Origin of the sequence: Paenibacillus periandrae, from assembly GCF_022458865.1 — a bacterium.
Taxonomy (GTDB): Bacteria; Bacillota; Bacilli; order Paenibacillales; family NBRC-103111; genus Paenibacillus_S; species Paenibacillus_S periandrae.
Window position 1 is genome coordinate 18,229 of record NZ_JAJNMU010000025.1, and the last position, 26,280, is coordinate 44,508.

A 26,280-nucleotide genomic window follows, 5' to 3' on the forward strand; every position below is an offset into this window, starting at 1 on the left:
ACAATCATTAAGCCCTCTTTCCTCCCGGATCGAGGGCTATGTTATTTAAACCTCAAACCCCGATCTCCCCTACCTTCCAGCACCGTATTCAGAAACGCCAACTCTGAAGGCGTCAGTGTCTTATCTACGATCTTTTGCATCCAGTCCTATAACAGATAAATAGACGGCGCACCGAATGCTACCGTCTTACCTCAAAATATGGCTAGAAATATCTTCGATAAATTCTTCTTTGTTAATACCCAGCATATTCACTCTCTTTTCGTTTTCAATTGATTTATCCTAGGTAGTTCAGCGCGCCGGTGAGAGTCTATAACTTTATTTTCCCAGTCTAAATACTTTTTTTTCCTAATCTACAACTATATTTTTATTTTCTTCTGACACTGGCGTGAACACCCTCATTGCAAAATCGCTGCTCTCAGAGATTTTAAAAGTATGGTATCGGAAAGTCAGCAGCTCAGTTTCGGGAAGACGGATTATTTGTTCACCTTCCAAAGTATCGGAAACATCATGTCGTTCCCATAGCGTCCTGAATTCTTCGCTCCTGTCACATAACTTGTCGACCAGTTCTTGATACCACGAATCGTTCATGTAAAAGGCAAACCGGCTTCTGAAATGGGCCACCATCGTAGAGGCGACATTCTCCCAATTCACAATGCGAAACTTGCTATCCTCCACCGCGAAGACACGCCAAAGAATATTTCTTCCGAGCTCCGGGTCTCGACTGAAGTCTCTACACAACGTATCCGATATTTGGTTCAATGCGATAACGTTCCAGCGTCTATCAATAATGTACGCCGGATAAGTTCCCATCCTGTCCAGAATCTTCTGCAGGGAAGGAGGAACGGCATCATCCGCTTTTGACTGCGGAAGCGGGGAATGATTGGCCAATACGAAAAGATGGTTGCGTTCGTCGCTGTTAAGACGTAATGTTCGTACCAAGCTTTCCAGGACTTGCTCCGACACATGAATGTCCCGGCCCTGCTCCAGTGCTGTATACCACGGCAAGGAAATACCCGATAAGCTTGACACTTCTTCCCGTCTCAAGCCTTTCGTGCGGCGGCGTGACGTTTTAACCTGCAAACCCATCTCTCCTGGGGATATACGCGAGCGACGTGACCGGAGAAAATCAGCCAATTGTTTACGTCTTCTTTCATCATTCATAAATATGTTACCTCCTCTCCATTTGGTGATAGTATTTATACTAGTATTCGTGCCAATAGTATCCGGAAAAGTACTATAAATGCACACCTGTGTATCGGTTCTATGACTGATTATAATCGTGTTATCGTCCGTTGTTAAGGAGGAGCCGGAGATTAAACAAGCTGTACCGAATTTCCCATTGATCGGCTGTTCGCGGCTGATGAGAATCGTTAGGCAAGGTCTAGCCAAATATCGAATACGAAGGAGATTTTTTTGTGAAAACAATGCAGATCGAACAAGGTCATAGTTTCAAAGGCAAACGTGTTGTTATTCTTGGAGGAACGTCCGGAATCGGGTTTGCGACTGCCGAAGCCTCCGCTCGGGAAGGGGCATACCTAGTCGTCGTGTCCAGTAAAAAAGAAAAAGTTGATCGTGCAGTTTCGCGTTTGCCCGAAGGTACCGAGGGGTATGCGGTTGATTTGACGAATGAGGAACAGGTTAAAAAATTTTTTAGTAATATCGGGGAATTCGATCACTTGGTTTTCACTGCCGGCGACCCAGTGATGATCGAAAATCTCGATACCACCGACGTCGAGACAGCGCAGCAATTGTTTAACTTGCGATACTGGGGAGCGTTTATGGCTGCCAAATATGGCAGTCGAAACATCCGACGGGGTGGTTCGATCACGTTGACTTCCGGCGTTGCCGGAGCTCGTCCACAGAAGGGAGTTACTGTTGCAGCCAGCATATGCGGTGCTGTCGAGTCGCTCACCAGAGCGTTGGCCGTCGAGTTGAGCCCGCTTCGCGTCAACACCGTTTGCTTCGGTATTATGCGTACCGAGTTTTGGAATGACGTTCCTGAGGAACACCGGAACACCATGTATGAAAATGTAGGGGAATCACTTCCAGTTGGGCGAATCGGCGAACCGGAGGATGGTGCCGAAGCATTTTTATACTTAATGCGGGAGAACTATTCTACCGGTCAGATCGTTGTCGTGGACGGCGGTTCTACTCTCGTTTAAGCTTCTTGTAGGTGTATGGGGAAAATCAGGTTTTAAAAAATAAGTTTTAGACTGTGACATCGACGATTTTGCAAGTGATTTTAAAGTAGCTATTTCTAGCTCTACATTGCGGATATCCGCTTCGATATCCGAAAATATTCTCTTTTGTCCAAGTAGTTTCTTAGTACTTGCAGGAGGAACACCTCCTATTATTAACCCTCCTATATTGACTAAATCCCCCTGCAATGTAACTACATGGTAATGGTTTTGGAACCTCGCAGAAATTCGGATTGCGTCTTCCATGGTTTCCACAACGATGGCATTTCCAAGTAGGTAAGTAAATATCTCTCCATATTTGGCATCAAAGGAAACAAGATCGACGGCTATCCCTATAACCCCCTTTGATTGAGACACACTAGCTTGATCACTCAATGGGATTGTGGTTCCTCGGATCAGATCCAAGGGGAGAAACGCGGCGCGGCCAAGTTGTCGCGGCATTAGATAATTGATTGCCTCCTGTGCATTCCCAGTAGTCTGTACAATAATATGTTGAACGGCACTTCCAAGCAAATTCTCGATCGCAATTTCGTATTGTTCAGGGACATGTAACAACTCGGCTACCACTCCGTGAATACCAGTGAGAATATTACGGTTTTTGGCCCTAAGAACCTCCCTGACTCCTTGCAAATACTCCTGGTACTCCTCCGCAATCTCAAGCCTTGTATCCCTCCGGGATTTAAGTGCGGCTAGCATTCTCTCACATTTGATTAACTTCGATTCAACATCTTCAAAATGTTCTTGCTTATCAATCGAGTCGCTCAAGAACTACTCCCCCTTAATAAGAACGGACACAACGTATTATTCATCGAAGTACAGCCCGAATATATCCTCGCCCTAATTTAATAGTTTGTTGGTCAATATCTCTTCGAATGATGTATTCTATAAACGCACCATTATGCCGGCTTTCAATTACTTCTCCAGTCCAGTCATCTAGCTGTTCCGGAGCATTATTTCCATCCCAAACAGTGAACCGAACCCGTTGCTTTTCTTTTGTACGTACACCCTTGTAATTAATAATTTTTGATTGAAAGTCAATACCATTTGATTACTACTATGTATACCCGATTCGGAAAACCAGCAGATTTGCTTAAATATCTTATTCAAATCTCTCAAATGGCATTTTCCTTTCCATATAATAGTGCTATTCATTCAGATCTTCACTAAGCACTTTGCGAACTAGCTTGCAGTAAACCATGTTCGTATATTTTTCCCATAACAATGGGAATCTCTGTTATCTATTTTCCCAATATAAATTATCCCCTTCTTATCGTCAATTGTATAGAACATTCTAATTCGCTTCGCTTTAATTCGCTTTACCTCTGAACATCGATTAACGGATCCATAGTCAAGATGAAGCGGCCTCGGATTGTTAGTTAATATCTCTAATACATTTTGGATTGTAATTATTTCCTCTTTCCTAAAACCATTCATTTCTTTCTCAACCCTCTTTGAAACAAATTCGATTGTAAACATAAAATCATCCCCTAATCATTATTGCTTCTACACTTAAAAGCGTTAATTCGCTAATACATTTCATATTACCACCATAATTTTCCATAGTCAATATCGTAAACAAATGTGGTTTATTTATATATTCCGTTTTGAGTTTTAAACTAACCAAATATTCAATTTTTCTATATTAATTAGATTATGCTATACTTATATGTGCGATTTAAATTTTACGATTTGTCGGAGGACAAGAAATTGACCCCTATTCCAATTTTTTCAAAACGATTTAAAATTGGTGAAAGAGGAAGATCCTAATGCTAATTAGACAGACCGAAATGGCCGTTTCAAAAAATTGGTTAGACTCCAGTCTTTTTTTCAAGATCTCGAGTGAACACTTTAAAAACACAGACTGGTCCAATCTTCCGGATCTGTTGTTGATGTATGTATTCCTCCATGATGAGCCTACATATGGAAAAAAAAGATCCGAAGGTACGAAGACCGAATATTTGAGAGATATTCTAGATTTCCTAAAATTCACTGAATCTTTAGGTGGAATTCGCCAGCTATCTCCTGAGGATCTCCTTGTATACCAGGACTCTCTAGCCTCCCGATATGCAAACACTTCAAATCGGAAAAAAATTACAGTGGTAAAACAATTTCTAAGATACATTTATTCCAAGCAAGCTATTGACAGTGATCTTACTCGATTAATTAAAAAGGTTGCACAGCCTGCAGATGAGTTGGTTAATCGGGATCTATATGAACATGAGGTTCAAACCCTTCTCGCACATTTTAAGAAGGGAAATTTTATTATGTATACTTTCTTTCTCATTTTGATCAGCACAGGTCTTCGAATAAACGAATTGGCCACAGCTCAATGGAAAAACCTTTACTATGTACCCCATCTTGGGTTTCATTTCCTTGATGTAATCGGTAAGGGTGGTAAGCCGCGTGAGGTATTAATATTTAATGACACTTTTGAAGTAATCGGTGAATTTCGAAAAAGAAGGGGGCTAGGCTCTGATGTTAATCCTGGTTGTCCTTCACCCTTTTTTCCAAAGGGTAACGGTTCTGCCTATAATACAAAGTATCTATCCAATATGTTTACAAAAGAAATTATTAAAACACAACTTAATATGATTAAACATAGAAAGGATTTCATTACTCCTCATACTTGCCGGCATTATTATGCCACTTTTCTAACAACTGAGGGCGCTAATATTGACGCAGTAAAGGATGCACTTGGCCACTCCAGTATAATAACCACACAGCGTTATCTATTAAAAAGACGAAGGCAAGAAAACCATGCAGCTATCAAGGTCGGCAGAAACTCATTCAACCGAATATAATGCAATTTCTCATAAGTGAACAACTGCAATTCTTCTTCTCTTTCAAAAAAACCTTTAATGACAAGAGCAATACAGTGCTCTTGTCATTAAAGGTTTTTTCTGTAAATTTAATTTCTCGATAAAATCCATGAACTTCCTTATGCATCTGCATTCTCATCATCGATCCCTCCGGATCATACCAGTACACGAGGTCTAGCGGCGGTTTAGCCGTTTCATTCAGCTGCAGAAAACCAGAGGGAATAATGTATCAGACGCCGATACCATATTTGCGCTGTATGAACCATCGCAGCTTGGGGTTCTAGTCTACATTTCAAGAACTTGGAGTTAGGAGTTTCAGTGATTGAAAGCCATCGCCTTCGTGCCGTACGACGAAATAATATTGTAGACTGAGATATACACGGTTGCAGCGCAATCCTGGTGGCTCGACATACCGGGGCTGATAGCCCTTTCTCTTTTTGTTGTTTAAGATTCATTAATGAATGAACCACTACCCACACAAGACCCAACCCACGTACTCTCATCACTTTTATGCTCCTATATTCTTTGGATGCCATAGCATTGAGCGGTTTATTTTCGTGAATCAATGATACATGCTAATCACCAACTATACTTATTTAATCAAAGTGGGGTTTATTAGGTCTATATAAGCAGGGAACTCACCCCCTGATGACTTAGCGATCTTCACATGTAAAGAGAGGACACCTTTAACACTAATATTTAACTCTTGAACGGATCCAGGTCCAATAGTCCGTTCTTCCAAAACCTTTCCATCTTGATCTATGAAGCTTATATGACGGGCAGCGGCGTAATTCGCTCCTTCATCATCAAAACCCAGTGTAAGCGATAAATTTGAGAATTGTGCATTCAAAGGGAATTTAGCAACGGTTTCGTATGACATATTCTTTAAAGTAAATCCAATCTTGCCATAATCCTTTTTATTAACTTTCATTGGCTGATTTTGTTTTAAATCTAGATAAGAACTGTTACCTTTGACATAATCCGGTCCACTTAATTCATATGATGATGGTGCTGGAAGAATAAAGCTGTTTAACTGTTGACCTATAATAACAGCATTATTTTCTCCATCCCATTTTACGGGTACCCCTAAAATGTCGCTAATAGCTTTTAATGGAACGTATGTAGAACCATTTGCAATAAATGGTTTTTGATCTGGATCCGTTGGTGTTTGATCAATTCCATTATGAATTAATTTCACTCCAAAGATTGCTTCTAGACTAATTCTTTCTGAGGCTGAGGCAGCATAAGAAACTCCTCCAAAAAACATGGCTCCTAAAACAAACCCACTCATTACTAATTTTGCTTTATTGCTCTTTCCCAATCTAATTCCCCCTAAGTGATTTGCTGTATTTTGATTTTGTAGTATTTCTTTTTGTAGTTCATAATCATAACGCAGCGTTCCCTTTAAGGTCAATATTTTCAAGCATTTCGATAAGTATTTTTTCCTTTAAGCAGACCGGTATTTTTCATTTTATTGTTGGCTAATAATGTAAGGTAAATTCCCCTGTATGTTCAAAGACAACTAAATCCCCCTTGTACAGTTTCACGGTCGTAATCGAATATCCGCCTGATGTACAATAATAACCAAATTAACGCCCGATCGATTGCGACGGTACGCTTCCGTTAGAACAAGAAGCGCGTGCTGCAGATCCCCGTTCCACCCACGGGCTACGGTGTGCCGATCGAAGTCTGCTTCCGGAAGAACCGGGAGCACGTGCTGTAATTTGCTAAATCCGTCAGCGGTCGCGTGCTCGTTCCGATAAATTGCAGCCATATGCTTCCGAAAGAAACGAAGCACTTGCTGCAAATCCCCGTTCCGTTAGTGGGCGCCGGTGTTCCGATCATTACATCTACCCTCATCTGGAAGATCCCAGAGCAGGTAATGCAACCGTTCGATCCGTTGCTGTCGTCGTACTCCGGTCGAATCGCTAGTATAAAGATAAAGCTTTAGCTTTACTATATCTGAACACCCTGTACCAGAGGACATCAATCGTTCCGCAGACGATATCCGGAAGAAAAAGCAATACTGAACAGTTTTCTGATAGCTGTCCTCAACACTACACCCAGTTGTACCCTGAAAGACAGTAAACTGAGTTGCAGTTGTTCATTCATGCTCTTTATTGTTTTAAAAGAACACGACTCTGGTAAGCAATAGCAATATGTTTTTCTTCATTAAAGACCTATATTATGATAGTATTGAACTAGAGTCACATGTTTTGATTTACTTTTATCTGTGAGATTATAGAATGGGGGAGTGTATATCGTGCATTTGGACAACCTTATTAAAAGAAATCAATGTATGATCAAAGTCGGACAGCCAATTGAAATTGAAAGTTTAGATGGTACAGTAAAACGTGGAGAATATTTTAGACGCTGGCATAAATTTGATGGAAAAATACATATAGTTATCATTGAAAGAAAAAGTGAGACCCATGAACAAATGCACTATATCGAGGAAAAAGAAATTGCTGATATTCGTATACTTGGCCCATTCGGCAAACCATTATTATATTTAGTTTGAATAATCACTTGAATTTGCAAGCGCCTTCTCAATCTATGTAAAGAAGTGAGTTAAGCTACATTAAGAATAAAGTACACCCTCTTGAGCGGGTAATAATGCTTTATGGCCAATCATCAATTGCTGGTTATGCACTGACTTAAATTCAGATTCAATCAGCACATAATTAACTAAATATTTTCTATTTCTGTAGATTATTCTTTCCAATACTTCTGTTGTTGAGTTATCGGAATCTTTGATTTGCTCCAAGAGAACATTAAAAAAATGCATATTTGATAGAAATGACTTACCCATGCCTGTTTGATTTAATGGATTTTGTGGAAGGCTTCTCAATTCTTCAATTTCTGCTTTAATATCAATAGTGAAATTATTTTTTTCTTCCATGTTACTCTCTCCCCAATTTCAGTTCCAAATCTCTCGCACATATAAGTTTCATACCTGTTGTCCACTTATCTTGTGCCAGTTCCTCTTGTAGGTGGATCATCCTTCCAGTATCGATACTACTATTTTAAATCATCCGTCCTATTCCCTCCATTTTCATTTTGATTCCTCAGAACAATATGGCTTGCCATCCGCATTAAGAATTAATTCAAATCCAGAATGAAAGTCACCCTTAGTTATATATTGGCAACCTGTAAAACGATCAACATAAATAGCATAACGATTGTCAAACGGACCTCCAGTTTCTACCTCATAAAAGCGGTCTGACTTGACTTCAGACTGGACAGAACTAGACTTCTGAGCAGGCTTTGCTATCGGGAAAGGCTGACATCCGGAAAGAAAAACGAAAATTGCCAGCATACCTAACCTTCTATTCCCAAACCTCAAGTCACCACACCCTATTCCATATGTATATTAAACTTACAAACTGGTAATAATAGACTTAGAACTTGACGAACGACAACCAAATGGATGCTCATGGACAATCGCTGAATCAGTTGTATACCCGGGAGAAGCGGCGGGACTGTCCAGAACCGAAATAGGGCCGAAAAGTGTTTGGTCTGAAGGTTCAACAAATATACGCGCGCGCACAAGTGGTCCATATTGTTTATCTATATCACCTTGTCCACTTGGCTCGGAGGAGGTCACCCCTACCGAGCTATCTAATGTATTCTTCTGAAGGGTTACGTCAGGACTCGAATGACGCGTTCCTTCTATTATTATAGAAGGAACACGTTCGAGCAGCTGCATCTTAGCAGGTGCGTGAAACACATTATAATAGAGGAAACTCGTTCAGGGAGCCATGAAGCTAACACACAAACGAAATGTGTAACGACTTGTGTGAGATCAAACGGGTATTGGGCGACAAGGCAAATAATTTAATCGTTTTGTCAGGCTCGATGGTGGAATTTTTACCGCTGAGCCAATAGCGACTAAAACAAATTACCGTCCTGCATTCTTTAGGTGAAAGTTTTCAAGTAATCTGCAGATATACCAAGACGCACGAAAGGCGACCTGCTTAGGTCGCCTTCTTGAATAGGTATGATGTTATAGAAGTCCGCAATCCTTCAAAATCCGTTCCACTGATTCGTGGATTGTGAGTGAAGGATTGTCTCGATAATACTTGAAGCCGCAATGCTCGTATAATTGCAAGCTATTTTGCTGATTTTGCTGCATTATATACTTGGCTCGGTCAATTGCTGCCTTTACATCGTTTATAGTTAACTTACGCAGGCATCGTTTGAAGTTAGCCTCTGCCTTGTATGTGTTCAGGTTAGGGAAGTCTTCAGTAAAAGCACTGTTGACATGTCGGATGTAATGGTCTCTATGAGTGACGTGACCGTTGCAATTTTGTTTGTGCAATACCATCCATAGCTCAAAGGTCAGATTACTATACCCCAACAAGTACTTGATTTGCTTAATGCGGTTAGCTTCTTTTAGCAAAGCCAATGTTTCAAGGAACTGCGTAACATGCACTTGATCATTACTTTCGTAATCGAACCAATGAGTGACCACTGTTTTAGAGATAATATTTAAACTCTTTGCATACGATATCGGATTCTTTTCCACCTTGGATCTTATTACTGCCGTTTTTGTAGCCGCGGGATGAGCGTTGATTTCATCTTGAAGCCAATCAAGATACCACTTCTCTGTTTCGCCCTCTACGCTGAAATAATGCTGCGATTTATTCTTTAGTTGTGGCGACATCTTCGTTCAATTCACCTCTACCTTCCAACAATTCTTTGATCACAGAGGTGAAATCAATGTCCTTGATAGCCCCATACTGATTGATGAAGTAATTCTTCATGTATTCTGAGCGATTTCTTACACCTCTTTCGCCTGCAGTTCCAAAGTCGGACAGTGAATAATGGTTGCTGCTGAAGGTGTTTTCATCACGCTCTACAAATTTAATTTCATCTCGTCTGAACAAGTTTGAATTCAAGAAAATTGGGTTATGAGTGTTGAAAATTAGTTGCGCCTTTTTCTTGTTTAATTCATCGTTATGAAAAAGGTTCACGATGGACATCAATGCCATTGGATGAAGGGAAGCATCATATTCGTCGATTACTAGTGTGCCTCCGGTGAGCAAAGCTCTTAGTATTAAAGGGAAACTATAGACAAAGCGAATCGTGCCGTAAGATTCAAACATTTCTGCAGGAATTGCAATCTTCTCATTAATAAGAGAAATCAGTTTTGGTTCAGGATCATCGTCAGATGTATGGTAACCTAAAGCATTAGAGTTTACCCCGAATAGGCGAGCTGCATCATTGACTGTTCTGTCTATCAAGACCGTGTCCTTCTTAGAATTTGAGGGCATTACCATTAAGGCATCGGCTCGACAAAAGACCATGAACTTATCTTCAAACCAATTACTAATGATACTTACCAACTTCGAACCAAACATTGCCTTGAACCCGTTCATTAAGAACAGATCATCATCCTCAAGATTGCCCTTCGCTAGTTTCAATGCAGTTTTGATCTCACTTTTCTCAAAATCACTTGCTGAATATTTTTTGATAACATCTATGTTTAGGTCATCTATAGACTTACTTCGAGAAAAAACCACACTGTCGTTTACATACAGGATCTCCGACTTAACGCGGCGAGAGTAATCCTCATCTAAAAACTTACCAAGATCGATCGATAATTTGTACTCAAACAAAACACCACTGTCGATGAACTTAATTGAAAAGTCTACTGGAGTTCCTTCTGTATCAGATTTATTAGGGATCAATTCCAACTGGCTAGCGGCAGGATTCGACCTAGATTTGTTATCTGAATTTCTAATATTTCCTCTTAAAACGATGTGCTGTAAAATATCCATTGCAGAAATAATGTTGGTCTTCCCACTTGCGTTTGGTCCGTAAATTACTGCGGAACTTAATCCTTTATATACCTTTGTGCCGATCTTTTCATTAAGGATACTGTAGTCCAAACCCTTTTGTTTAGGTGCCGGTGTCATTGAGAAAACTAACTCATCTTGAAAAGATTTAAAGTTTTTCGCCCTAAATTCTAGAATCATAAAATTACCTCCATTTTGCATTATTTTCGCAAAATCATACTTATAATATATGCTTTATCATAGCCATTAGTCAATAAATTTATACGATTTTGCACAAATAATGCAAAATAATTTTAATTGGGGAGTGGTTACCCCAGGCTAGCCGTTAAGGGCTACTTGTTTAGCTACAACCACCAATCGTTTCGTTGTGCCAGCTGAACCATAACAGGTCGAAAGGGTTAGAAACTTATCGAAGGTCGAAAGATCACTTCTATTGAATGACTTTACCTCGTTCCGCTCAAGTAGGCGGTCAATGAACTGCTGCCGATCAGCATCGGCGGCGAATACCTGCTTGGTATAGAGCAGGTCGGTTTCATCGATCACGTAAACGGAAACGACCTCGAACAGCATCTGGCGGCTCGGGGTTGAGAACTGAATGACTGGGGAGTCGGGCTTCTCCTCTTCGGTATGATCGAACAATCCCTTCAAGGAGCCAAACATAACCCCGCTCAATGCATTGTGACCATACAAGACAGTGTTGAAGTTGAGATGCTCTGTATTAGATCGCGGATCTGCAAAGACCCAACCTAAAGAATTTGGTTTCTTGTCGAGATCGTGATCAAGATAAAAGTCATTGTTGGTGGTTTGGACGATGGGCATGTCGAAGTTGACAGAGCCGATCTTTAGCCAAGCGATGATATCGCTATTACGCTTTTTCAAATCGGTGAAGTCTACCTTGAGGAACGGCGATGGCTGCGCTGCAGGAGCCGAAGTCTCATCGAGAGGATCGGGCTGAGCTGCTGAAGCTACTGGCTCTATAATTTTCATCCAGTCGGGGTGGTTATCCATTTTGTATAGCTTTCAATTTACCCATAGGCAACCCTTAATTACTCGTATATAATTATTCTTCTCTTTTCTTACGCTTTAAAAATTCAATGTATTTGTCGCTCTTAATTACAATCTCTGTGGTATTTCTTTCTTGATAATCATTTTTTCGGAGAATCCCATAAATGAGTACATCCTTTTCTATCAATTTATCTTCAGAAATCTTAAAAAACTTGAAATGTTTCTCGAAAATAACGATTGTAAATGGAATATCGTTAACTTTCTCAAGACTAATATACATAACTTTTTCACGCTTTTTGATTTCACTAATGCGACCATAGACGAAATAACCAATCTCGCGAAATATTTCATCTGACCAAAGCAACTGGTGAGCACGTTCTTGGCTTAATATCATATTGGAAAGTGGTATTTTTCGACCCGAACCAATGTTAAAAAAGATTGTCGAGAGTAGATCAGGTTCATATTGAACCATCAGTTTTACTACACTTTTTAAAGAACTTATAGAGCTAAGGTTTTCTGACTTTTCTTTTATTTTGATATTGTCAGAATCTTTTTCATTATCAAGTTGTTCCTTGTCCGTTTTTGCAGGCTCGTGCTCCGGATCTAGCCGACGCATGTTTAATGAAATTATAGTCTTCTTTATGGATGACGCCTGGATAATATCACTTTGATACTCAGTTACTTTTTCTATTGATTCCACGATATCCAGAGGCTGATAAAAACCGCATGTGGCGGAATGTTTAGATTCCGAATTTTTCCCAATTGTCTTAAAATGTGAGCTTGCTTTCTCACTCTTGGGCACGTAGATAAGTGGAGCCTTGCATGATTTATCCAGGCAAAGAATATTTACATGTATGGATTCATTATAATCGTCTGCATGAATTAATGTACCATCAGTCAATAGAGCAGTCCGCATAGCTTATACCTCCATTTAATCCAGCTTCAATGTAACTAAGTCAGTTAAAACCAGAAAAAAAATGGCAATCATGAAGGCAGCTTTGAAAAGCTGTTCACGAATTGCCGGGGTTATTATGATCTCTCCAGTGGTCCGGTCTTGGATGCGGAACCCACAATTCTCCTTTGTTTGTTACTAGTCCATACTGCCCGTAGCCACCCTCATCGACGATCCACGTCACATGATGACGCATTGCTTTTTGAGTTAAATTAAGTGGTTCATGTACGGGGGCAACCGATTTGCGTACAAAAGGGCTCCAACCCCAAATTAGTTCTGTGCTTTCCACGATGGGCATATTACTCTTATTAATTAGCCAAGTTCCATAATTGAATTTGTAATTTACATACCACACCATATCGCCACGGGGAGCAGTGCATGCCATTACATTAGGATAACCGTCATACAGAGTCATCGGTTTAACTTCATGTTGCCAATTATCACTTTGTTTAAAGTAGTTGTAATAATCCTCCACGTCCTCAGAGAAAAAAAGTTCGTGTAGGCTTAATGTTCTTTTTTGTTTTGATGGAAAGGGATATATTTTTGCCAAGAGTTACACCTCTTTCATGCTATTATTCATTAATAAAAACTTAATACAATATACGGCAACACGATAAATATTATTGTTAATATTACCATCCCCCAAGAAGTTACCATCCAAAATTTCGCAAAAACTTGGTTTTTTCTGATTTTAGAAATCTTATAAAAAAAGTAAAACATGATAATACATGTTATTGTGCAAAGTACCCCGTATTTTTGGAGAATACTTATCCAGTTCATAAGCGACTCTTCTATAGCTGCAGGACTGGGCGCTTGCCCGAACCAATCCTCACCACCTGAAGCGGGGAGCTGTTGATTAACCAAGAATATATTTAGCTTTTGGCCCATCATCATATATCACCGAACATCATGGAACTTTTTGTTTCAATATCTGAGATCATACCGCCCGAAAAATGAAACCATATACTTCCTGATACCATACGTTTTTGGTTTTGATGCAATTTGGATTCAATTACATCGAGAGCAAATAGAAGATTATCTTCATCACATACTTGACTGGTTCTATCTAAATAAACACGGCCTTTCTCATATCGTGGTCGTTCTGTTGTTACACGTTCAACGCGTGGTAAATCGTGTCTCGGTGTAAAGTATAGGATGACTATCCCCTTATTTCCCTCCCCGGATTGTGTGTGTGTGATGAATGGACATTCTGTTTCAATTAACTTTTTAACCATATGTACAGTTTGGTCAATAGACTCGTGCGGTAGCATTGTGCTATCCCCTTTCAAAACCTCTATTAATTTCGGAAATTAATACGTACTATTATTTTCCGTTTTTAAATAAACCGACTATGTTACAATATTAGGTTAATGCCCCGTTCCTTGTCAATAACAATTTTGGTAAATATGGGCTATATATTTTACAGAATTCTTGGAATTCTGATATTTTTCGCGTACATTAGACATGGGTAAGAAGAATCAAAACAGACAGGTTGCTCGGAAATATGGTCCGAACAACCTATATGTTATGCAGAAACAGCAATTTCATTTGGTTCCCATAACATGAGTACTTCTCTGACTCCTGCTTCAGCAACCAAAACTTGCAAACAAACATTGTCACCATTTTGAAAGTATTGTAATTTATTATGGGACAGATGGTACTGATATGTTCCATTCGAAATTAAAGCAAAATCTTCGCTGAACTTTTGAAGGATGTTTCCTTCCCAGTAGTGTAATCCAGCATTTTCTAACGATGGTACGGAAGAGATATGAGCAACTTCAATCTCTTCAAAAAAATTGATTTGCTCCAGTGAATCAATTTCTTCTTGCTCCGCTGCAATTTCTGCTTCGAATGTTTTAATTCCCACCTTCGCAAGAAATGCCATAGTAACATTCCCAAGTTCAACATTCTCCAGGTCCCTCGGTCGTTGATAGTCTACATGATGATATAAATCCGATGATGTTTCTTCTGGAGGAATCAAACTATCCGATTCGTGTAATTCGGGTCCAATTGATGTTGAAACAGGATGCCTATATGAATGGTGAGAGGCATGAACAAGTTGCATTTTGAGATCGTCGATTTGGTTAATCAATCGCTTTTCCCTATCTAGAAAATCTAAAGCCTTCCCTTCTAAAAAAGAAACATCACCTTTTGCTTTTATCAAAACTGTCAATAAAATTAATGACAATCCAATAAAACTTAACAAAGCAATAATCATAAAATTCCCTCCTCCTAATAAATATCTATAACATAAAAAGCCCTATTGAATGGCTTTTCCTCTATAATGCTGACTAATTTAACCGATTAGGAAAAATGGTCAGAACTATTTTAGGAAATATACCACCCTATAGGGCTTATCTCTTCAATCCAGGCTACTGCTTGCTTATATAGAAATATAGGTCAAGTGAGCAATTAGAACTAAGTTACATCCACAGTATAGCATATGTTTTTGTGATGGACAATCCGTAAACGCAAACCGTTGCAAATCATTATTCGACATATTATGACTTATTTCACGAATCATAATATGCTTGTTCAAACTCAAATTTTTCCATGGGAGTCGTCACAAATATCTTAATTCTTTGTCTATATATAATAGGAAGATATTCGCTCAAAAAAGCATTTTTTCATTGTACATTATATTTTTTTCAATCCAGTATTAAATATTTTAAAATGCATTGTTCGACATTGTGCGACAAAAAAAGCGCTATACTTAGCGCTAAAATAATTGTAACGGTTCTGGTATTCCAAGAGGAGGAATTAACAGTTTTCGATAGTGAATGTGGTTATAATTCTCTTCTTGTGATATAAAGATTTCTAGTCCATAACCAATTCCTTGTTCTACAGTCCATCCAACAGGCAATGGAATTTGTCCATCGTATGTATTTAACTTGCCATATTTTCTCGGGGAAAATACACCTGTCCCATCACAACTATGCCAATCATAATTAAACAGATCTTCATTGCTGACTCCAAGCCCATGAAATAGTTGGTTGGGAAACTGCTGAAACAAATTGTTCAGTCTGCCCTTTCGTTTTTGCCTCTCACAAAATAATAACCCACCTACTCCAATTATGGCAGGATCGTGCTTTTGTATTAATTTTTGCAAATTGATGAAGCTATTATTTATATTCCAAATTGGAATTAATTCTTCCCCAAGGCCCTGTTCCATCATGTAGTCGGTATTCGCATCCGTTAACTGAGGATCATCGACTTTATCGAGGCTAAACCATCCACAAAACATGTTGGTACCCCCATGGTGCTTTATAAAATCGCAATAATCTTCAACCTTGATATCGGGCACGATTTTACCATTCAGTTTTGCTTTATGAAGCGAAAATCCCCCTGAGTCTAGCAATATTCTCCCTTTAAAGCCTAACCTCCACACATGATTCCGCCAATTATTGTTCTTATCTTCACGTAAATGATAATATGATAGAAGCAACCATTGCCCATTATAGAATTTAACTATCTCCATGTCCCTTGGCGATCGGCTGCAGCCGGCAGTGAACCATCGAGTTCCCTTAAGTGATAACCTCAAGAGACCACTCATTGTAGTACCAATACGAGCCATACCTTGTTCCCCAAAGACTCTAAGCAATAGGCCAAGCAAGGCTGAACTATATTTTGAAAATCTCTCTAATTGCTTCCTGGTTGTAGTACGTATGTAAAACAAAAATGTACATGCTTTCTCCATCTTTTCACGACTTATTTGAAACTGCATTCTATCAGTGCTTGTCTGAACAAAGATACTGCACTTGTCTACCAAAACGATAGTATTTTTATTTCCAGCCCCTGTTTGAAAGGACGTCCCTTGTTTATACTTCCTGTAGAAACTACGGAGCAGCTGCTTAGTACGGTTCTCATACGTGGTTTTGATAATAGCGCCTCCTAAAATAAAAGAAGCGGAATCTTACCGCTTCTTTTCTATGATCAGATCCAATTGGTTTTCTATTTCTAATTACTTATAGACCCGCCATCCACAAGAAATCATTTAGAAACTACCCAGAAAAAGGTGCTCGGAGATAATCTATCATGGTCCAGCTGCGTCTGCTCAAAGTTTTATCCGTCTAAACCCAAATTGATTCACATAGAAAAACATTTTTCTTATTTGGATAATGTCTCCCACTTGAATCAAGATGCCTAAACACTGGGATGGCCTCAAAAAGTTAAAGGTATGGTATACGTCCTTAACTATCTTATTTTCCTTTATCTGACTCTCTATGTTTAGTCCTGCTAATGTTCCTCCATAAACGCGCTTATGGCGTGACAGATCTATTTTTCCATATGTCTGAATACTAGCATCCAATGGAAGATTCTTTATGTAAAACTCATCAATCTGCCAAATGCAAACTTCATTGACAGATTGATAGGCCTTTTCTATCTCGTGTACAAAGAAACGCTTTTCGTTAAAATCGAAGTTCAATACTGAGATTCGGTTGATAATGAAATCTAAATATTCGGATTTAGGAGTAACCATCGTAATACTTACCATTGTTCTCCGTCCTTCCTTCTTAATCTCCGTATTGGATGCAATTTGTATGATATCCTGCATAACATTCAGGAAAAATTCCACCTTTTTCTTAGTCATGAAAACATTGATTTGCGAGACTATTAATGTACTCATTGCATATCCTCCTAAAATCCGTTTAGATGCAGAGAAACTTTCCTGATAGCTAGTTGTCAAATATTCTGTTTTCATCGTCAATGGATATAAATAGTGAAAACAACCATCTACATCTTCCTCCATTTAAAGAGATTATTAAAGGAGAGGATTGTCCCTCTCCAACCTTAGAAAATCTGTAATTGTTGACCCTCTAACGCCTTTTTCTTGGTAATTAGGTGTAAAGGGGCCCCCCTCTTTAACAAGTCTCTCACAGTTGAAAAGTAAGCGGGATTACGAGCAGGATTGTTGGCCATTAGAATTAATTGAAGTTGTAGTATGAGTTCTGCATCAGTGGACATTAACAACTCACTACGCGGGACTTCTAACGTTCTGTCATCAGCTCTACGGATCTTAACTATGGGACCAAAAGGCGACATGGTTTTAACGAAGAGGATATCTACTTTCTCCGATTGAGGTAACCAGGTAGCTTGCTCAATCATGGTCCAGTTCCCCCTTAAGCAAGTCAAACTGCTCACGGATCTCCTTTTTTATCAATACGGGGCTGCATCCACCAAACTGCGCGTTAAAATTTATAAGATGCTGGTAAATAGAAGCCGAATGCAATAAATTGTTTACGATGTTATTTACCAGCTGCGCGGCTGTCTTATTCGTTGCAGAACGCTGAGGAAGAGATGGGATCTGTACTCCGCACCCTGGAAAGTCGTCAATTTCATCTGCTTCTAAAATATTTGAGTATATGTCCCCTACCGGCTCTAAAATGACATGACCATGGTATTTAAATCCAATAACTACCTGGCCGCCAAAACCTGATTGTTGGATATTTCTGGTATTATCTTTGTTTGCTACACCTTCAACACCCGTATCAATATAGATGATATTCTTTATGTCGTCTTGATAAAAATAATTATGCATAAGTCTTCTGGTTGCGTTATTATCCACCATTCCAATCAAGACAGGCATAAATACATAGTGCCTATCACTATATTCAGGTATGCCATTCAAATTGTTCATTGTTTCCAATTCTTTTACATATTCTGCATACCTCGAAATAGGAAGATCATAATGTTCCCCATAACGCTCCGCTAATGAAATTACTTTATGTTCACCGATATCATCCCGATCAAACAATTGGTTTCCAAGATTTTTGGCCTCTACCTTGTCTCCATCAACCAATAAAACTCTTCCAAGTCTAAAAGAGGGATCTCTATCAAAATCCGGCTTACTCAGGTAAGTACGTAGATCTTGGCATAATCCCCGAAAAAAATGACTTCCCGTAGCCCCTGTACCAATGAGTGTAAAGCTATAATATGGTTTTTTAGATTCGCTTAAAACTAATGAATTCATAGTGAACCTCCTCTTTAATTTCTTCATTGCATCAAAAAAGGAGACGGACACCATACCCGTCTCCCTACATTTATGTTTTACCTACTCAATAGTGGACCGTATACATTCTTTTCTTTCAATAATTGGAGACGGTAAATTTTAGATGCCAAGATCACCAAATCACGTTTTTTCATATATATATTCCTCCTGAAATATTATTGGGTGTTTACCTTATATTCATTCACAAAAAAAAGAAGCCTAAAAAACGGCATCCTCAATTTCTATTAAATTCCATCGGTTATTTTCACCGTTGAATCAATAGGATATTATCATATGTTTCTTCTTTCGAATGCTTCTGTTTGAGTCCGGACTCGGGTCAACCATTCCTTTGGAAATTGGTTTGTCGTCTTGACTCCTTCAAAATCAAACAATTCAGTAACAGCCAGATAAAATTCCGAATCATTATAACGAGCACGAAATCGAAACTCTGCTCTCTGTTCATGAAGTTTTCCTATGATTCCGTATACCTTAAATCCTCGGTCATTGCTGTCATCACCTGGCGAAAACACAGCTGCCATTTCGTGATGTGAATGAATGGCCACCACAAGTTCCTTATCATCGTTTGAAATGCTTTCTATGAAAGTCTGAACCTGATAAATGCTGACCACTTGTTCAGGGCATACCAGTTCATAGGCTCTAGTCTTACGATTCCAATATATATGAATAGCTGCTTCAACCTTTTTCCTACTAAAATAGCGGAAGAAAGCTATGATAGTAGACAAGTAGCTTCCAGGTATTTTAGGTGCTTTCATAAAGACACCTTCTTGTACTGGTTCGAGTTCATGGATTTCATCTTTCTTTACAACCATACGCATAAAATCATTTTCACGTATTTCATAAAGGTTCCCATCGCGTGAAGCTACCACAGAAATAGGGGCTGGCTCATGTGAACAAAGGTAATCCGACAACTTCCAAAAGAAGGTTCTCAATTTAATTTTCATAAGCAATTATTTTTCTCCCCAACAATGATTGGGATTAGCTTCTTTTGATCCAAGTCATAGTCCCATTTTGTTCGGGATTCAGAAAAATCCCAATATTCTTTAAACAAACCTTCCCGAATCATATTAAGATGCACTTTCCCTGATTCAGGAATTTCTTCAATCAGTTCCTCGACTCGAAAGGTCCGCATGGCGTAGTGAACAGTAAAGTCAATACCCACTTCTACGTTTTGATCTTTCCATCCTCTTTTTGAGGCGGTACTTGCAGTTGTAGCAGCCGTAGAAACAGTGACTGCCTTGCTACTGCTTACCTCACCTTTCGGTTTCGCCCTTTGTTGTGGAGTAGCCGATTCTATCAGTTCCCCGAACAAATCCCTTGGAGCATCATTATCGTCCCTTTGATCAGTTTTGACTCCAGCACCATTAGTAGGGTTATCTGATCTATCCCTATCAAATTGATGAACCTTATGAATGGTTTCTTCTTGATTACCAGTATTAGTATTTGAATCTCCGTTTGTTTTTGGACCGCACAATTCATTAAACATATCCATGATAATTCCTCCAGTATATTAATTTTTGAGAATAATACTTCCTACCGTATGGTTTGTTGGTTCTAATGTCATGTCATCAAATGGCTGATGCTGCAAGGATATTAATAAATCCCTCAAATTGATCACTTGTGAATTCCTGTATAAATCAGTGTTCTTCGTCGCCCCTAAAAAGAGTGAAGGAAGGATTTCAAGCTGACGGACTTCCTTAATGGTATGTTCATTTAGAGTGCTCCAGCAGATTTGCCCGCTCCCATATACATTTGAATAGGGAAAATGGAACAACTGTGTATCACTTTTAATGATCGTATCTTTGACTGCTGCGACATGAGCATTTGCCTTCCCGTTTCTCAAAGAAAACCAAAACAACATTTTAGGGTAGCCAACTTGCTCATAAACAACTTGTCCTATATCACCAAAAATGACGTCATGCTGACCTTTTTCTACTTCTATTCCAATGATAACAGTACCATCGCCACGCTCTTGATAAAACACACAATTCTTTGGGAGAATGGGAGTAGAAAGCTTATGATTTGCCATGTGAGGTTTGGCTGCTTTGATTAATGTTTTAGGAGAAGTCTTCTTCGCAAGGGCCATATACATCTCATTTATTTGTTCAACATGTTCTACAGCCTTTGCATGCTCTAAAAAATCTGAAATTACCTTTGATAAGAGCGATGCTTCGGGTTGATCAAACAAATGAATCCTTCTTAGGAGTTCCAAATACATCTGCTCCAAAATGGCCTTGTTCGTCATTTTTCCTGAACTTTTTAGTATCGCTTGAAATACATTAAGTAATTGATCCTCGTTTAAGGCTGCCAAATTATAAGACGATCCGATAGCATTGAAAATAGCCGTTATTACAGCAGTTTCGCTCGGTTCTTCATATGCGCACTCAAGTACCTGTTTAAACAGTCCATCAAGTTTATGAGGCTCATGCTCGCGAATATATGAGAGCAAGGTCGTAAACAACCCCTCCATCTCTCCATGACGCAGTAAATAATCCAATAGCAGATGCTCATCCAGTTGATCCAACAGTGAGAGAATCAAATCCCCAATCAGCACTTTTTTTGAATCCACAACAACACCATTGAGGCAATCAAGCACACTGGCTAATTTCGTATGTTGTTTCGGAAGAATGATTCTCCATTCCGCTATCGATGCTTCCATTTTCTTCAAACTCCTTTCTCCTCCAAAAAAATAATGCTTCAGTCCACATATCTTTTAATGTCAAGAAATCATCGATAAGAGTATGACAATATGAAGTCTCATAAACGTCTTCAATAGCAATACCCTTTTCTTGAAAATGAATGCTTAATTGGATTCCCGTATAATCACAATCAAAAGATAGGGAACACATTTCCACTTCAGTTTCTGACATCTCCGGATACTTTTCTTTGAGTCGAATCCAATCATCATACCCATCGATCGATAAGACCATCAAACGATCCTGATAGACCTTATTAGATGTCGTCCTGGTGACTTCAATTTCTTCCGGCAAGCATCCGAAGATTGTGTTAAGAGCCATCACTAACATATGATCGCCCCAACAGCCGGCTTCAAAAGGTAGTTTTTCCGGTATCTCATATCCACTCTCATCCAGTATTTTCAGCACAAGAAGGTTATCAAGCGTCTGCAAGTCCCTGGTCAGGGTGTCGGATGTAAGAAATATACTTTTCACTAAATAAACCTCCTATTTTTCTTAGGTAAGCCTCTTGGTTTGAATTTCTCGAAATGAATGTCCATTCCCGCTATTCGGTTAATCTCCACAATAGTCTGACCCTCATTACAAAGGTCAGTGTCGTCTTCACCGTGCTCATCGGATTGGTACATCTGCAATTCCTCAAAGGTTTCCTCCAAAATTTTTCTATTTAACTCTTTCAAGTTGACATCGCAAACTCTTATCTTGCCGGAATAACAGACCAGTTCGATAATTTCAAGCATTTTTTCTTGTTGTTCCGCTTTTTGATTGTCGAGTGCACAATCCTTTAATGATTGGGCAAAACGATTGGAATCAAAGCTAACATTGTTTTCTGGCGATTCTAAAAAAACAACCATTCATTAAACCTCCTCCTTTCAAATAAAAAAACCCGAAAAACCAAGGAAATTCCCTGAATTCTTCGAGTTGCATAGACCGCTCCAAACAAAAAAAGCCCTAGAAGCGAGTATCCTCAAAAATACAGATAGGTAGACCTACTCTGTAAATGATTCATACCGCCACTAGGGCATATTTTCTCCGGAGTCAAGCTCAATTAAGAGCAAATAGTAAATGTACATATATATTTTAACACGCAATTAGAAATAAGCGCAAGAAAAAAATCCCATGCGCTATCTTAGACCTATGAGAAAAGACGTGTTCAGGACTACAATCAGAGTATTTACGACCTGTCGCCCTACGAATATATCGATGCATTGAAAAAGGATCTATTAAAACCTAAGCCTATCAAAATGTAAAACGCAAAAACGAAGAGAACAAGAGCATTTTCAAGAAATTCTCTGAGATCGTTTGGTTCAGAGATGCAGCGTCCAGTATAAGGGTGTTCAACTAGTATTGAGCACCGACCTTACGTGGAGTGTAGCTTGGAGTCCAGTTAATCTGGTAAGGACAGTCGGTTGTTGATCGATAATAACCGCTGTGACCGTTCCATCATGCCGTTCGTGATTGCCGGAAAATTGGAGGGCTTGCGAGCCCCTCGCGGTGCTGCGGACCTCTCAATGATCTATAGACCCTCGAAACGGTAAAGAAAACGGGTTGCACCCGTTGCCTTTAGACACATCTGATTGAGTAGTTGTCGGGCGGACCGATCAAAAAGATCCGCTCGCATTAGATACCCTCTCCTTTGGCCACTTACATTCACGCAGAGTGCCGCTACCGCAAGAACCTATTTTTCAATCCCAAGATATGCATGAAAAGCTGGATTAATCTCGTACCTCTTAGAACGACCATTTTTTTCTGCTAATCGCTGAGCCAACTTATTAGTAATCTGAGGCGGTTTTTTATCGCTATAATACTCAAATTTATCAGGTTGAACTTCTAATCCAAGAAAAGTCATTTCGCATAAAATTGTTACTAATTGGTGTGCTTCAATTTCTTTATTTATTTTTAGAGAATCTTCTAGTTCTTCTTGGTTGATAATAGAGCGCTGTCCTGCAAACTCATAAAGTATTGATTCCAAGTCCTTAACTCGATTGCCATTCTCCGGAAATAATGATTGCAGAGCATACTCTGAATAAGAATATTCTGCGGATTTAAAATCTTCTTCTTCCACTTTCTTATGATTTCGATTTACAGCTTCCTGAAGTGCCATTTTAAATAGAAATATGATATCCCGAGGCCGCGGTATTATTAAATTTTCAATATACGTTTTTAATGGAAGTCCATCCACTTGTTCACAAAAATAATCATTCCAAAGCGCTTCTGGACTGGTTACTCCGTTGCTACTATAATCAATTCTTTTTTCAATAACTCGAAATAATAAATGAGGATCGGACCAATTTAAATACTTAGTTGCTATTTTATCTCTCTCTGGTGCATGGCTCATAATCCTAGAGAATATATCACTCCTTAAAAATACGACCAATGATAAATTCACTTTGGTATATTTATAAGAATTATGTTGAAAATCATCAGTAATTCTATGCACTACATTTAACAATCCAAATAGAAGATCGCTTAAATTACCCAAGTCAGCATTATCATTCCAGCCTTTATCTAAATTATCAATAAGAATTTTAACATCTTCTCTTTTGGCAAGAACTTTTCCAAGATACCCTCTTAGATGATGAATCATATTTGAATGCAGATATTCGCTAACTTTAAGTCGCTGTTGTTCTATCGTATCTGATTTTTCAAGTGCTTTAAGATCGTTAATTACATTTTCTAATCTCAAAGTAAAGTCAGCATCAATAAGCCGCTGGTTATCTGAAACAAACCGTTCAAAAGATTTCTCATCCTCTGTTTTTTGAAAATGAAGTGGTTGGTTCTCTAAATATTCATAGTATTTCCTTGCCATTTCTGTATAAATTAAATATTTCCATATACTTTCAATGAAATGACCTTGTTCTGAATTATTAATAAGCTTAGACAATATATCTAGTACACCTTCAAATTCGTGTCCTTGTGGTTGGATTGGAATAACAAAATTTCTTTTGTCAGAAGCCATTTGGGTTTTTAACTTCATTAAATTTGCTGTTTTCCCCGTACCTTTTCTCCCCACAAATAGCACTTGTTGCGCTTTTAAAGCTTCATTGTATTCAGCAGTTTCCAAAAAATATTCCATCAAATCGTGACTTTCATTTTCTGCAACATAATCACCCATGATAAGGCTTGATATCTTACCCATTGCTTTTTGGTCTGCCTTGTATTCTCGGTGATCTTCTTCCAAATCACGATATTTCTCCGAAATGGGATCGAGCCATGCTTTAATAAAGGGTTCACATTGAGCTGCAGTAGAGTGTATTTTTAATTCATCGTGATAATCTAAGGGTGCATAAAATGGGGCATGTGCAAGTAGTAAAGTTTTTAGACCTAATCCTTTAGATAAGCCTGCAATTAAAGCCTTTCTAGCAACATCAACAGAGCTCTCCTTATTACTATCAATTGTGTGAAAGTGGATGATCACACCAAAAGCGTTAGGGAGAAATTCTAAATACCAACTTAATGGTTCATGCCCCTCATAAGGGTCCTCCTGTTTTGTTGGAATTTGATATTTAGTTAAGGTGTTCTCTAAGGTACTGGAAGCGTTCGTATGGGCCTCACACTTTAGGTAGACTAAATTTCGAGTTATTCCTCCCTGACTAATCCTTATATCAGGTGCATCCGTATACTCATAGGGAACGTCCGAGTAAAATTTTTCTACCAGTTCTTTAGAGTTTTGATATCCTGCATAACCTATAGTTGTCAATGGGGATAAACTCTTATAATTAGCCGAGGCTTTGGAGTGAGAACTATTGAGTGTAATCCATATCTTCTTTTCTTTTGATATAGCATATCCTAATTCATATAGGACATTATAATTAAGATAAGTGAGGTCACAAATGAATAAATCACATTGTTCAATTGCATTTAGTATTCCGGTGACTATATATTTACCACTAACAGCGAGGTCTTCCCATGTAGTAATCAATACATTATTGTTTTCATTGATAAGCTTTACGGCGGTTCTAATATCTTCTAACAAATCCCGCCTTTGACTTGAATAAGCATAGAAAGCTTTTTTAATATTCATTTTCAGCACCCCTAGAATTAGTATTGTATTAGTTCCGTTATCCAAATTATGATTGTTTAAAAGTTGTAGTAAGTACTGATTACTGATTCTGAGGTTGAGCCAACATTCTATTAACATAATTTATTGATATTCGACAACAGACAACAATCATGTTAATAGTATCCAATTTTCCGAGACTAAAGTCTAGTATAAAGTTTAGACCTACGACCATTTTTAAATTAAGCATCAAGAAGCATAATAAGTTTAAAGAGGAAAGGGTGAGAACAATGTAATTGCTGAACTTAATCATTTTGTAGTCGAATAAAAAATAAGAAAAATCCTCATATTGTGTTTACTATAATGCATCAGCTGCTGTGTAACAATGTCGGCAAATCTAGCACGATCTGGGCCTGACAAGCGCTTGGCCATGTGCTTCTGCGAGATCCGCGCTGCGTGCATTCAGAAGAAGCAGCAGTCAGATTTGATCGCAGCCTGATATGCTGCAGGCGCTTGGCCATAAGTTACTGCATCTACCAACAATGGTATTCGGGGTAGTACCAGCGAAGCTGTCATTAGGGGTAAAGTAAGCTATCTTCTATCAGGGTTCCGCCAACATTTCGCAAAAACGTACACTAAACTTCCAGAAATCAAAAAGAAGGAAAAGAAGCTGCCTAGACGGCTCCTTTTCCTTCTTTTATATGCTTACGCGCCATCATCGTGAGATCACCCGATAATACGACACCTTGAAAGTAACTTGGAAACAGATTAAGAACACCCTACCGCAGCAAACAATTGCGATCAC

27 protein-coding genes are annotated in these 26,280 nt (G+C 38.8%); 3 read left to right on the forward strand and 24 right to left on the reverse strand.

Annotation, left to right across the window (positions count from 1 at the left end; translation table 11 throughout):
* Positions 1-345 precede the first annotated feature (345 nt).
* The gene (locus LRL21_RS34145) at positions 346-1,161 is read right to left on the reverse strand and encodes a helix-turn-helix transcriptional regulator (RefSeq protein ID WP_240420283.1); all 816 of its coding nucleotides are present in this window, start codon (positions 1,159-1,161) and stop codon (positions 346-348) included.
* Between the two features lie 263 nt (positions 1,162-1,424).
* Here LRL21_RS34145 and LRL21_RS34150 point away from each other — a divergent pair, with 263 nt between their 5' ends.
* The gene (locus tag LRL21_RS34150) at positions 1,425-2,162 is read left to right on the forward strand and encodes an SDR family oxidoreductase (RefSeq protein ID WP_240420391.1); all 738 of its coding nucleotides are present in this window, start codon (positions 1,425-1,427) and stop codon (positions 2,160-2,162) included.
* Here the strand turns inward: LRL21_RS34150 and LRL21_RS34155 are convergent.
* Positions 2,097-2,963: a hypothetical protein gene (locus LRL21_RS34155; protein ID WP_240420284.1), complete on the reverse strand. Its 867-nt coding sequence runs from the start codon at positions 2,961-2,963 to the stop codon at positions 2,097-2,099. The genes LRL21_RS34150 and LRL21_RS34155 overlap by 66 nt on opposite strands.
* Positions 2,964-3,377: 414 nt before the next feature.
* Positions 3,378-3,674 (reverse strand): type II toxin-antitoxin system RelE family toxin, encoded by a 297-nt coding sequence (locus LRL21_RS34160; RefSeq protein WP_240420285.1) that lies wholly within the window; start codon positions 3,672-3,674, stop codon positions 3,378-3,380.
* Between the two features lie 290 nt (positions 3,675-3,964).
* Between LRL21_RS34160 and LRL21_RS34165 the strand changes: the two genes are divergently transcribed.
* Positions 3,965-4,999, forward strand: a complete 1,035-nt coding sequence (locus tag LRL21_RS34165; RefSeq protein WP_240420286.1) for a tyrosine-type recombinase/integrase — start codon at positions 3,965-3,967, stop codon at positions 4,997-4,999.
* Positions 5,000-5,609: 610 nt separating this feature from the next.
* On the opposite strand, the gene LRL21_RS34170 is transcribed toward LRL21_RS34165, so the two are convergent.
* Both LRL21_RS34170 and LRL21_RS34175 read right to left on the reverse strand, forming a co-directional pair.
* On the reverse strand, positions 5,610-6,440 hold the full coding sequence (locus LRL21_RS34170) for a stalk domain-containing protein (RefSeq protein ID WP_240420287.1): 831 nt from the start codon (positions 6,438-6,440) through the stop codon (positions 5,610-5,612).
* A gap of 120 nt (positions 6,441-6,560) precedes the next feature.
* Positions 6,561-6,791, reverse strand: a complete 231-nt coding sequence (locus LRL21_RS34175) for a hypothetical protein (RefSeq protein WP_240420288.1) — start codon at positions 6,789-6,791, stop codon at positions 6,561-6,563.
* 489 nt (positions 6,792-7,280) lie between these two features.
* Here LRL21_RS34175 and LRL21_RS34180 point away from each other — a divergent pair, with 489 nt between their 5' ends.
* Complete coding sequence (locus tag LRL21_RS34180; RefSeq protein ID WP_240420289.1) at positions 7,281-7,538, forward strand: hypothetical protein; 258 nt, start codon at positions 7,281-7,283, stop codon at positions 7,536-7,538.
* Between the two features lie 60 nt (positions 7,539-7,598).
* Here the strand turns inward: LRL21_RS34180 and LRL21_RS34185 are convergent, their stop codons facing one another.
* The 19 genes from LRL21_RS34185 to LRL21_RS34275 all read right to left on the reverse strand — a co-directional run bounded on the left by LRL21_RS34185 (position 7,599) and on the right by LRL21_RS34275 (position 25,499).
* Complete coding sequence (locus LRL21_RS34185) at positions 7,599-7,919, reverse strand: hypothetical protein (protein ID WP_240420290.1); 321 nt, start codon at positions 7,917-7,919, stop codon at positions 7,599-7,601.
* Between the two features lie 153 nt (positions 7,920-8,072).
* Complete coding sequence (locus LRL21_RS34190; RefSeq protein ID WP_240420291.1) at positions 8,073-8,336, reverse strand: DUF6440 family protein; 264 nt, start codon at positions 8,334-8,336, stop codon at positions 8,073-8,075.
* A 687-nt stretch (positions 8,337-9,023) separates the two neighbouring features.
* Entirely contained in the window at positions 9,024-9,683 is a 660-nt protein-coding gene (locus LRL21_RS34195) for an RloB domain-containing protein (RefSeq protein WP_240420292.1), read from the reverse strand.
* Positions 9,661-10,998 (reverse strand): AAA family ATPase, encoded by a 1,338-nt coding sequence (locus tag LRL21_RS34200; protein WP_240420293.1) that lies wholly within the window; start codon positions 10,996-10,998, stop codon positions 9,661-9,663. The genes LRL21_RS34195 and LRL21_RS34200 overlap by 23 nt, the downstream gene beginning before the upstream one ends.
* Positions 10,999-11,136: 138 nt before the next feature.
* A complete protein-coding gene (locus LRL21_RS34205) occupies positions 11,137-11,805 on the reverse strand; it encodes a class B sortase (RefSeq protein WP_240420294.1) in 669 nt (222 codons plus the stop codon).
* A 73-nt stretch (positions 11,806-11,878) separates the two neighbouring features.
* Positions 11,879-12,739 carry a hypothetical protein gene (locus LRL21_RS34210; RefSeq protein WP_240420295.1) on the reverse strand — a complete coding sequence of 287 codons (861 nt, stop codon included), beginning with the start codon at positions 12,737-12,739 and terminating at the stop codon, positions 11,879-11,881.
* Between the two features lie 94 nt (positions 12,740-12,833).
* Positions 12,834-13,325, reverse strand: a complete 492-nt coding sequence (locus LRL21_RS34215) for a hypothetical protein (RefSeq protein WP_240420296.1) — start codon at positions 13,323-13,325, stop codon at positions 12,834-12,836.
* Between the two features lie 340 nt (positions 13,326-13,665).
* Positions 13,666-14,046 carry a hypothetical protein gene (locus LRL21_RS34220; RefSeq protein WP_240420297.1) on the reverse strand — a complete coding sequence of 127 codons (381 nt, stop codon included), beginning with the start codon at positions 14,044-14,046 and terminating at the stop codon, positions 13,666-13,668.
* A 254-nt stretch (positions 14,047-14,300) separates the two neighbouring features.
* On the reverse strand, positions 14,301-14,993 hold the full coding sequence (locus tag LRL21_RS34225; RefSeq protein ID WP_240420298.1) for a hypothetical protein: 693 nt from the start codon (positions 14,991-14,993) through the stop codon (positions 14,301-14,303).
* A 501-nt stretch (positions 14,994-15,494) separates the two neighbouring features.
* Positions 15,495-16,253, reverse strand: coding sequence for a hypothetical protein (locus tag LRL21_RS34230; RefSeq protein ID WP_240420299.1), 759 nt, complete (start codon positions 16,251-16,253; stop codon positions 15,495-15,497).
* A 576-nt stretch (positions 16,254-16,829) separates the two neighbouring features.
* Positions 16,830-17,402: a YodL domain-containing protein gene (locus tag LRL21_RS34235; protein ID WP_240420300.1), complete on the reverse strand. Its 573-nt coding sequence runs from the start codon at positions 17,400-17,402 to the stop codon at positions 16,830-16,832.
* 164 nt (positions 17,403-17,566) lie between these two features.
* Positions 17,567-17,881, reverse strand: a complete 315-nt coding sequence (locus LRL21_RS34240) for a hypothetical protein (protein ID WP_240420301.1) — start codon at positions 17,879-17,881, stop codon at positions 17,567-17,569.
* Positions 17,874-18,746 carry a ThiF family adenylyltransferase gene (locus tag LRL21_RS34245; protein ID WP_240420302.1) on the reverse strand — a complete coding sequence of 291 codons (873 nt, stop codon included), beginning with the start codon at positions 18,744-18,746 and terminating at the stop codon, positions 17,874-17,876. Before LRL21_RS34245 ends, LRL21_RS34240 begins: the two co-directional genes overlap by 8 nt.
* A 308-nt stretch (positions 18,747-19,054) precedes the next feature.
* Entirely contained in the window at positions 19,055-19,726 is a 672-nt protein-coding gene (locus tag LRL21_RS34250) for a Mov34/MPN/PAD-1 family protein (protein WP_240420303.1), read from the reverse strand.
* Positions 19,723-20,274 (reverse strand): hypothetical protein, encoded by a 552-nt coding sequence (locus LRL21_RS34255; protein ID WP_240420304.1) that lies wholly within the window; start codon positions 20,272-20,274, stop codon positions 19,723-19,725. Before LRL21_RS34255 ends, LRL21_RS34250 begins: the two co-directional genes overlap by 4 nt.
* 18 nt (positions 20,275-20,292) lie before the next feature.
* Positions 20,293-21,441 carry a prokaryotic E2 ligase family D protein gene (locus tag LRL21_RS34260; RefSeq protein ID WP_240420392.1) on the reverse strand — a complete coding sequence of 383 codons (1,149 nt, stop codon included), beginning with the start codon at positions 21,439-21,441 and terminating at the stop codon, positions 20,293-20,295.
* The gene (locus tag LRL21_RS34265) at positions 21,371-21,952 is read right to left on the reverse strand and encodes a hypothetical protein (RefSeq protein ID WP_240420305.1); all 582 of its coding nucleotides are present in this window, start codon (positions 21,950-21,952) and stop codon (positions 21,371-21,373) included. The genes LRL21_RS34260 and LRL21_RS34265 overlap by 71 nt, the downstream gene beginning before the upstream one ends.
* Positions 21,952-22,329: a hypothetical protein gene (locus LRL21_RS34270; protein ID WP_240420306.1), complete on the reverse strand. Its 378-nt coding sequence runs from the start codon at positions 22,327-22,329 to the stop codon at positions 21,952-21,954. The genes LRL21_RS34265 and LRL21_RS34270 overlap by 1 nt, the downstream gene beginning before the upstream one ends.
* Before the next feature lie 824 nt (positions 22,330-23,153).
* Complete coding sequence (locus tag LRL21_RS34275; protein WP_240420307.1) at positions 23,154-25,499, reverse strand: P-loop ATPase, Sll1717 family; 2,346 nt, start codon at positions 25,497-25,499, stop codon at positions 23,154-23,156.
* Positions 25,500-26,280: the final 781 nt, after the last annotated feature.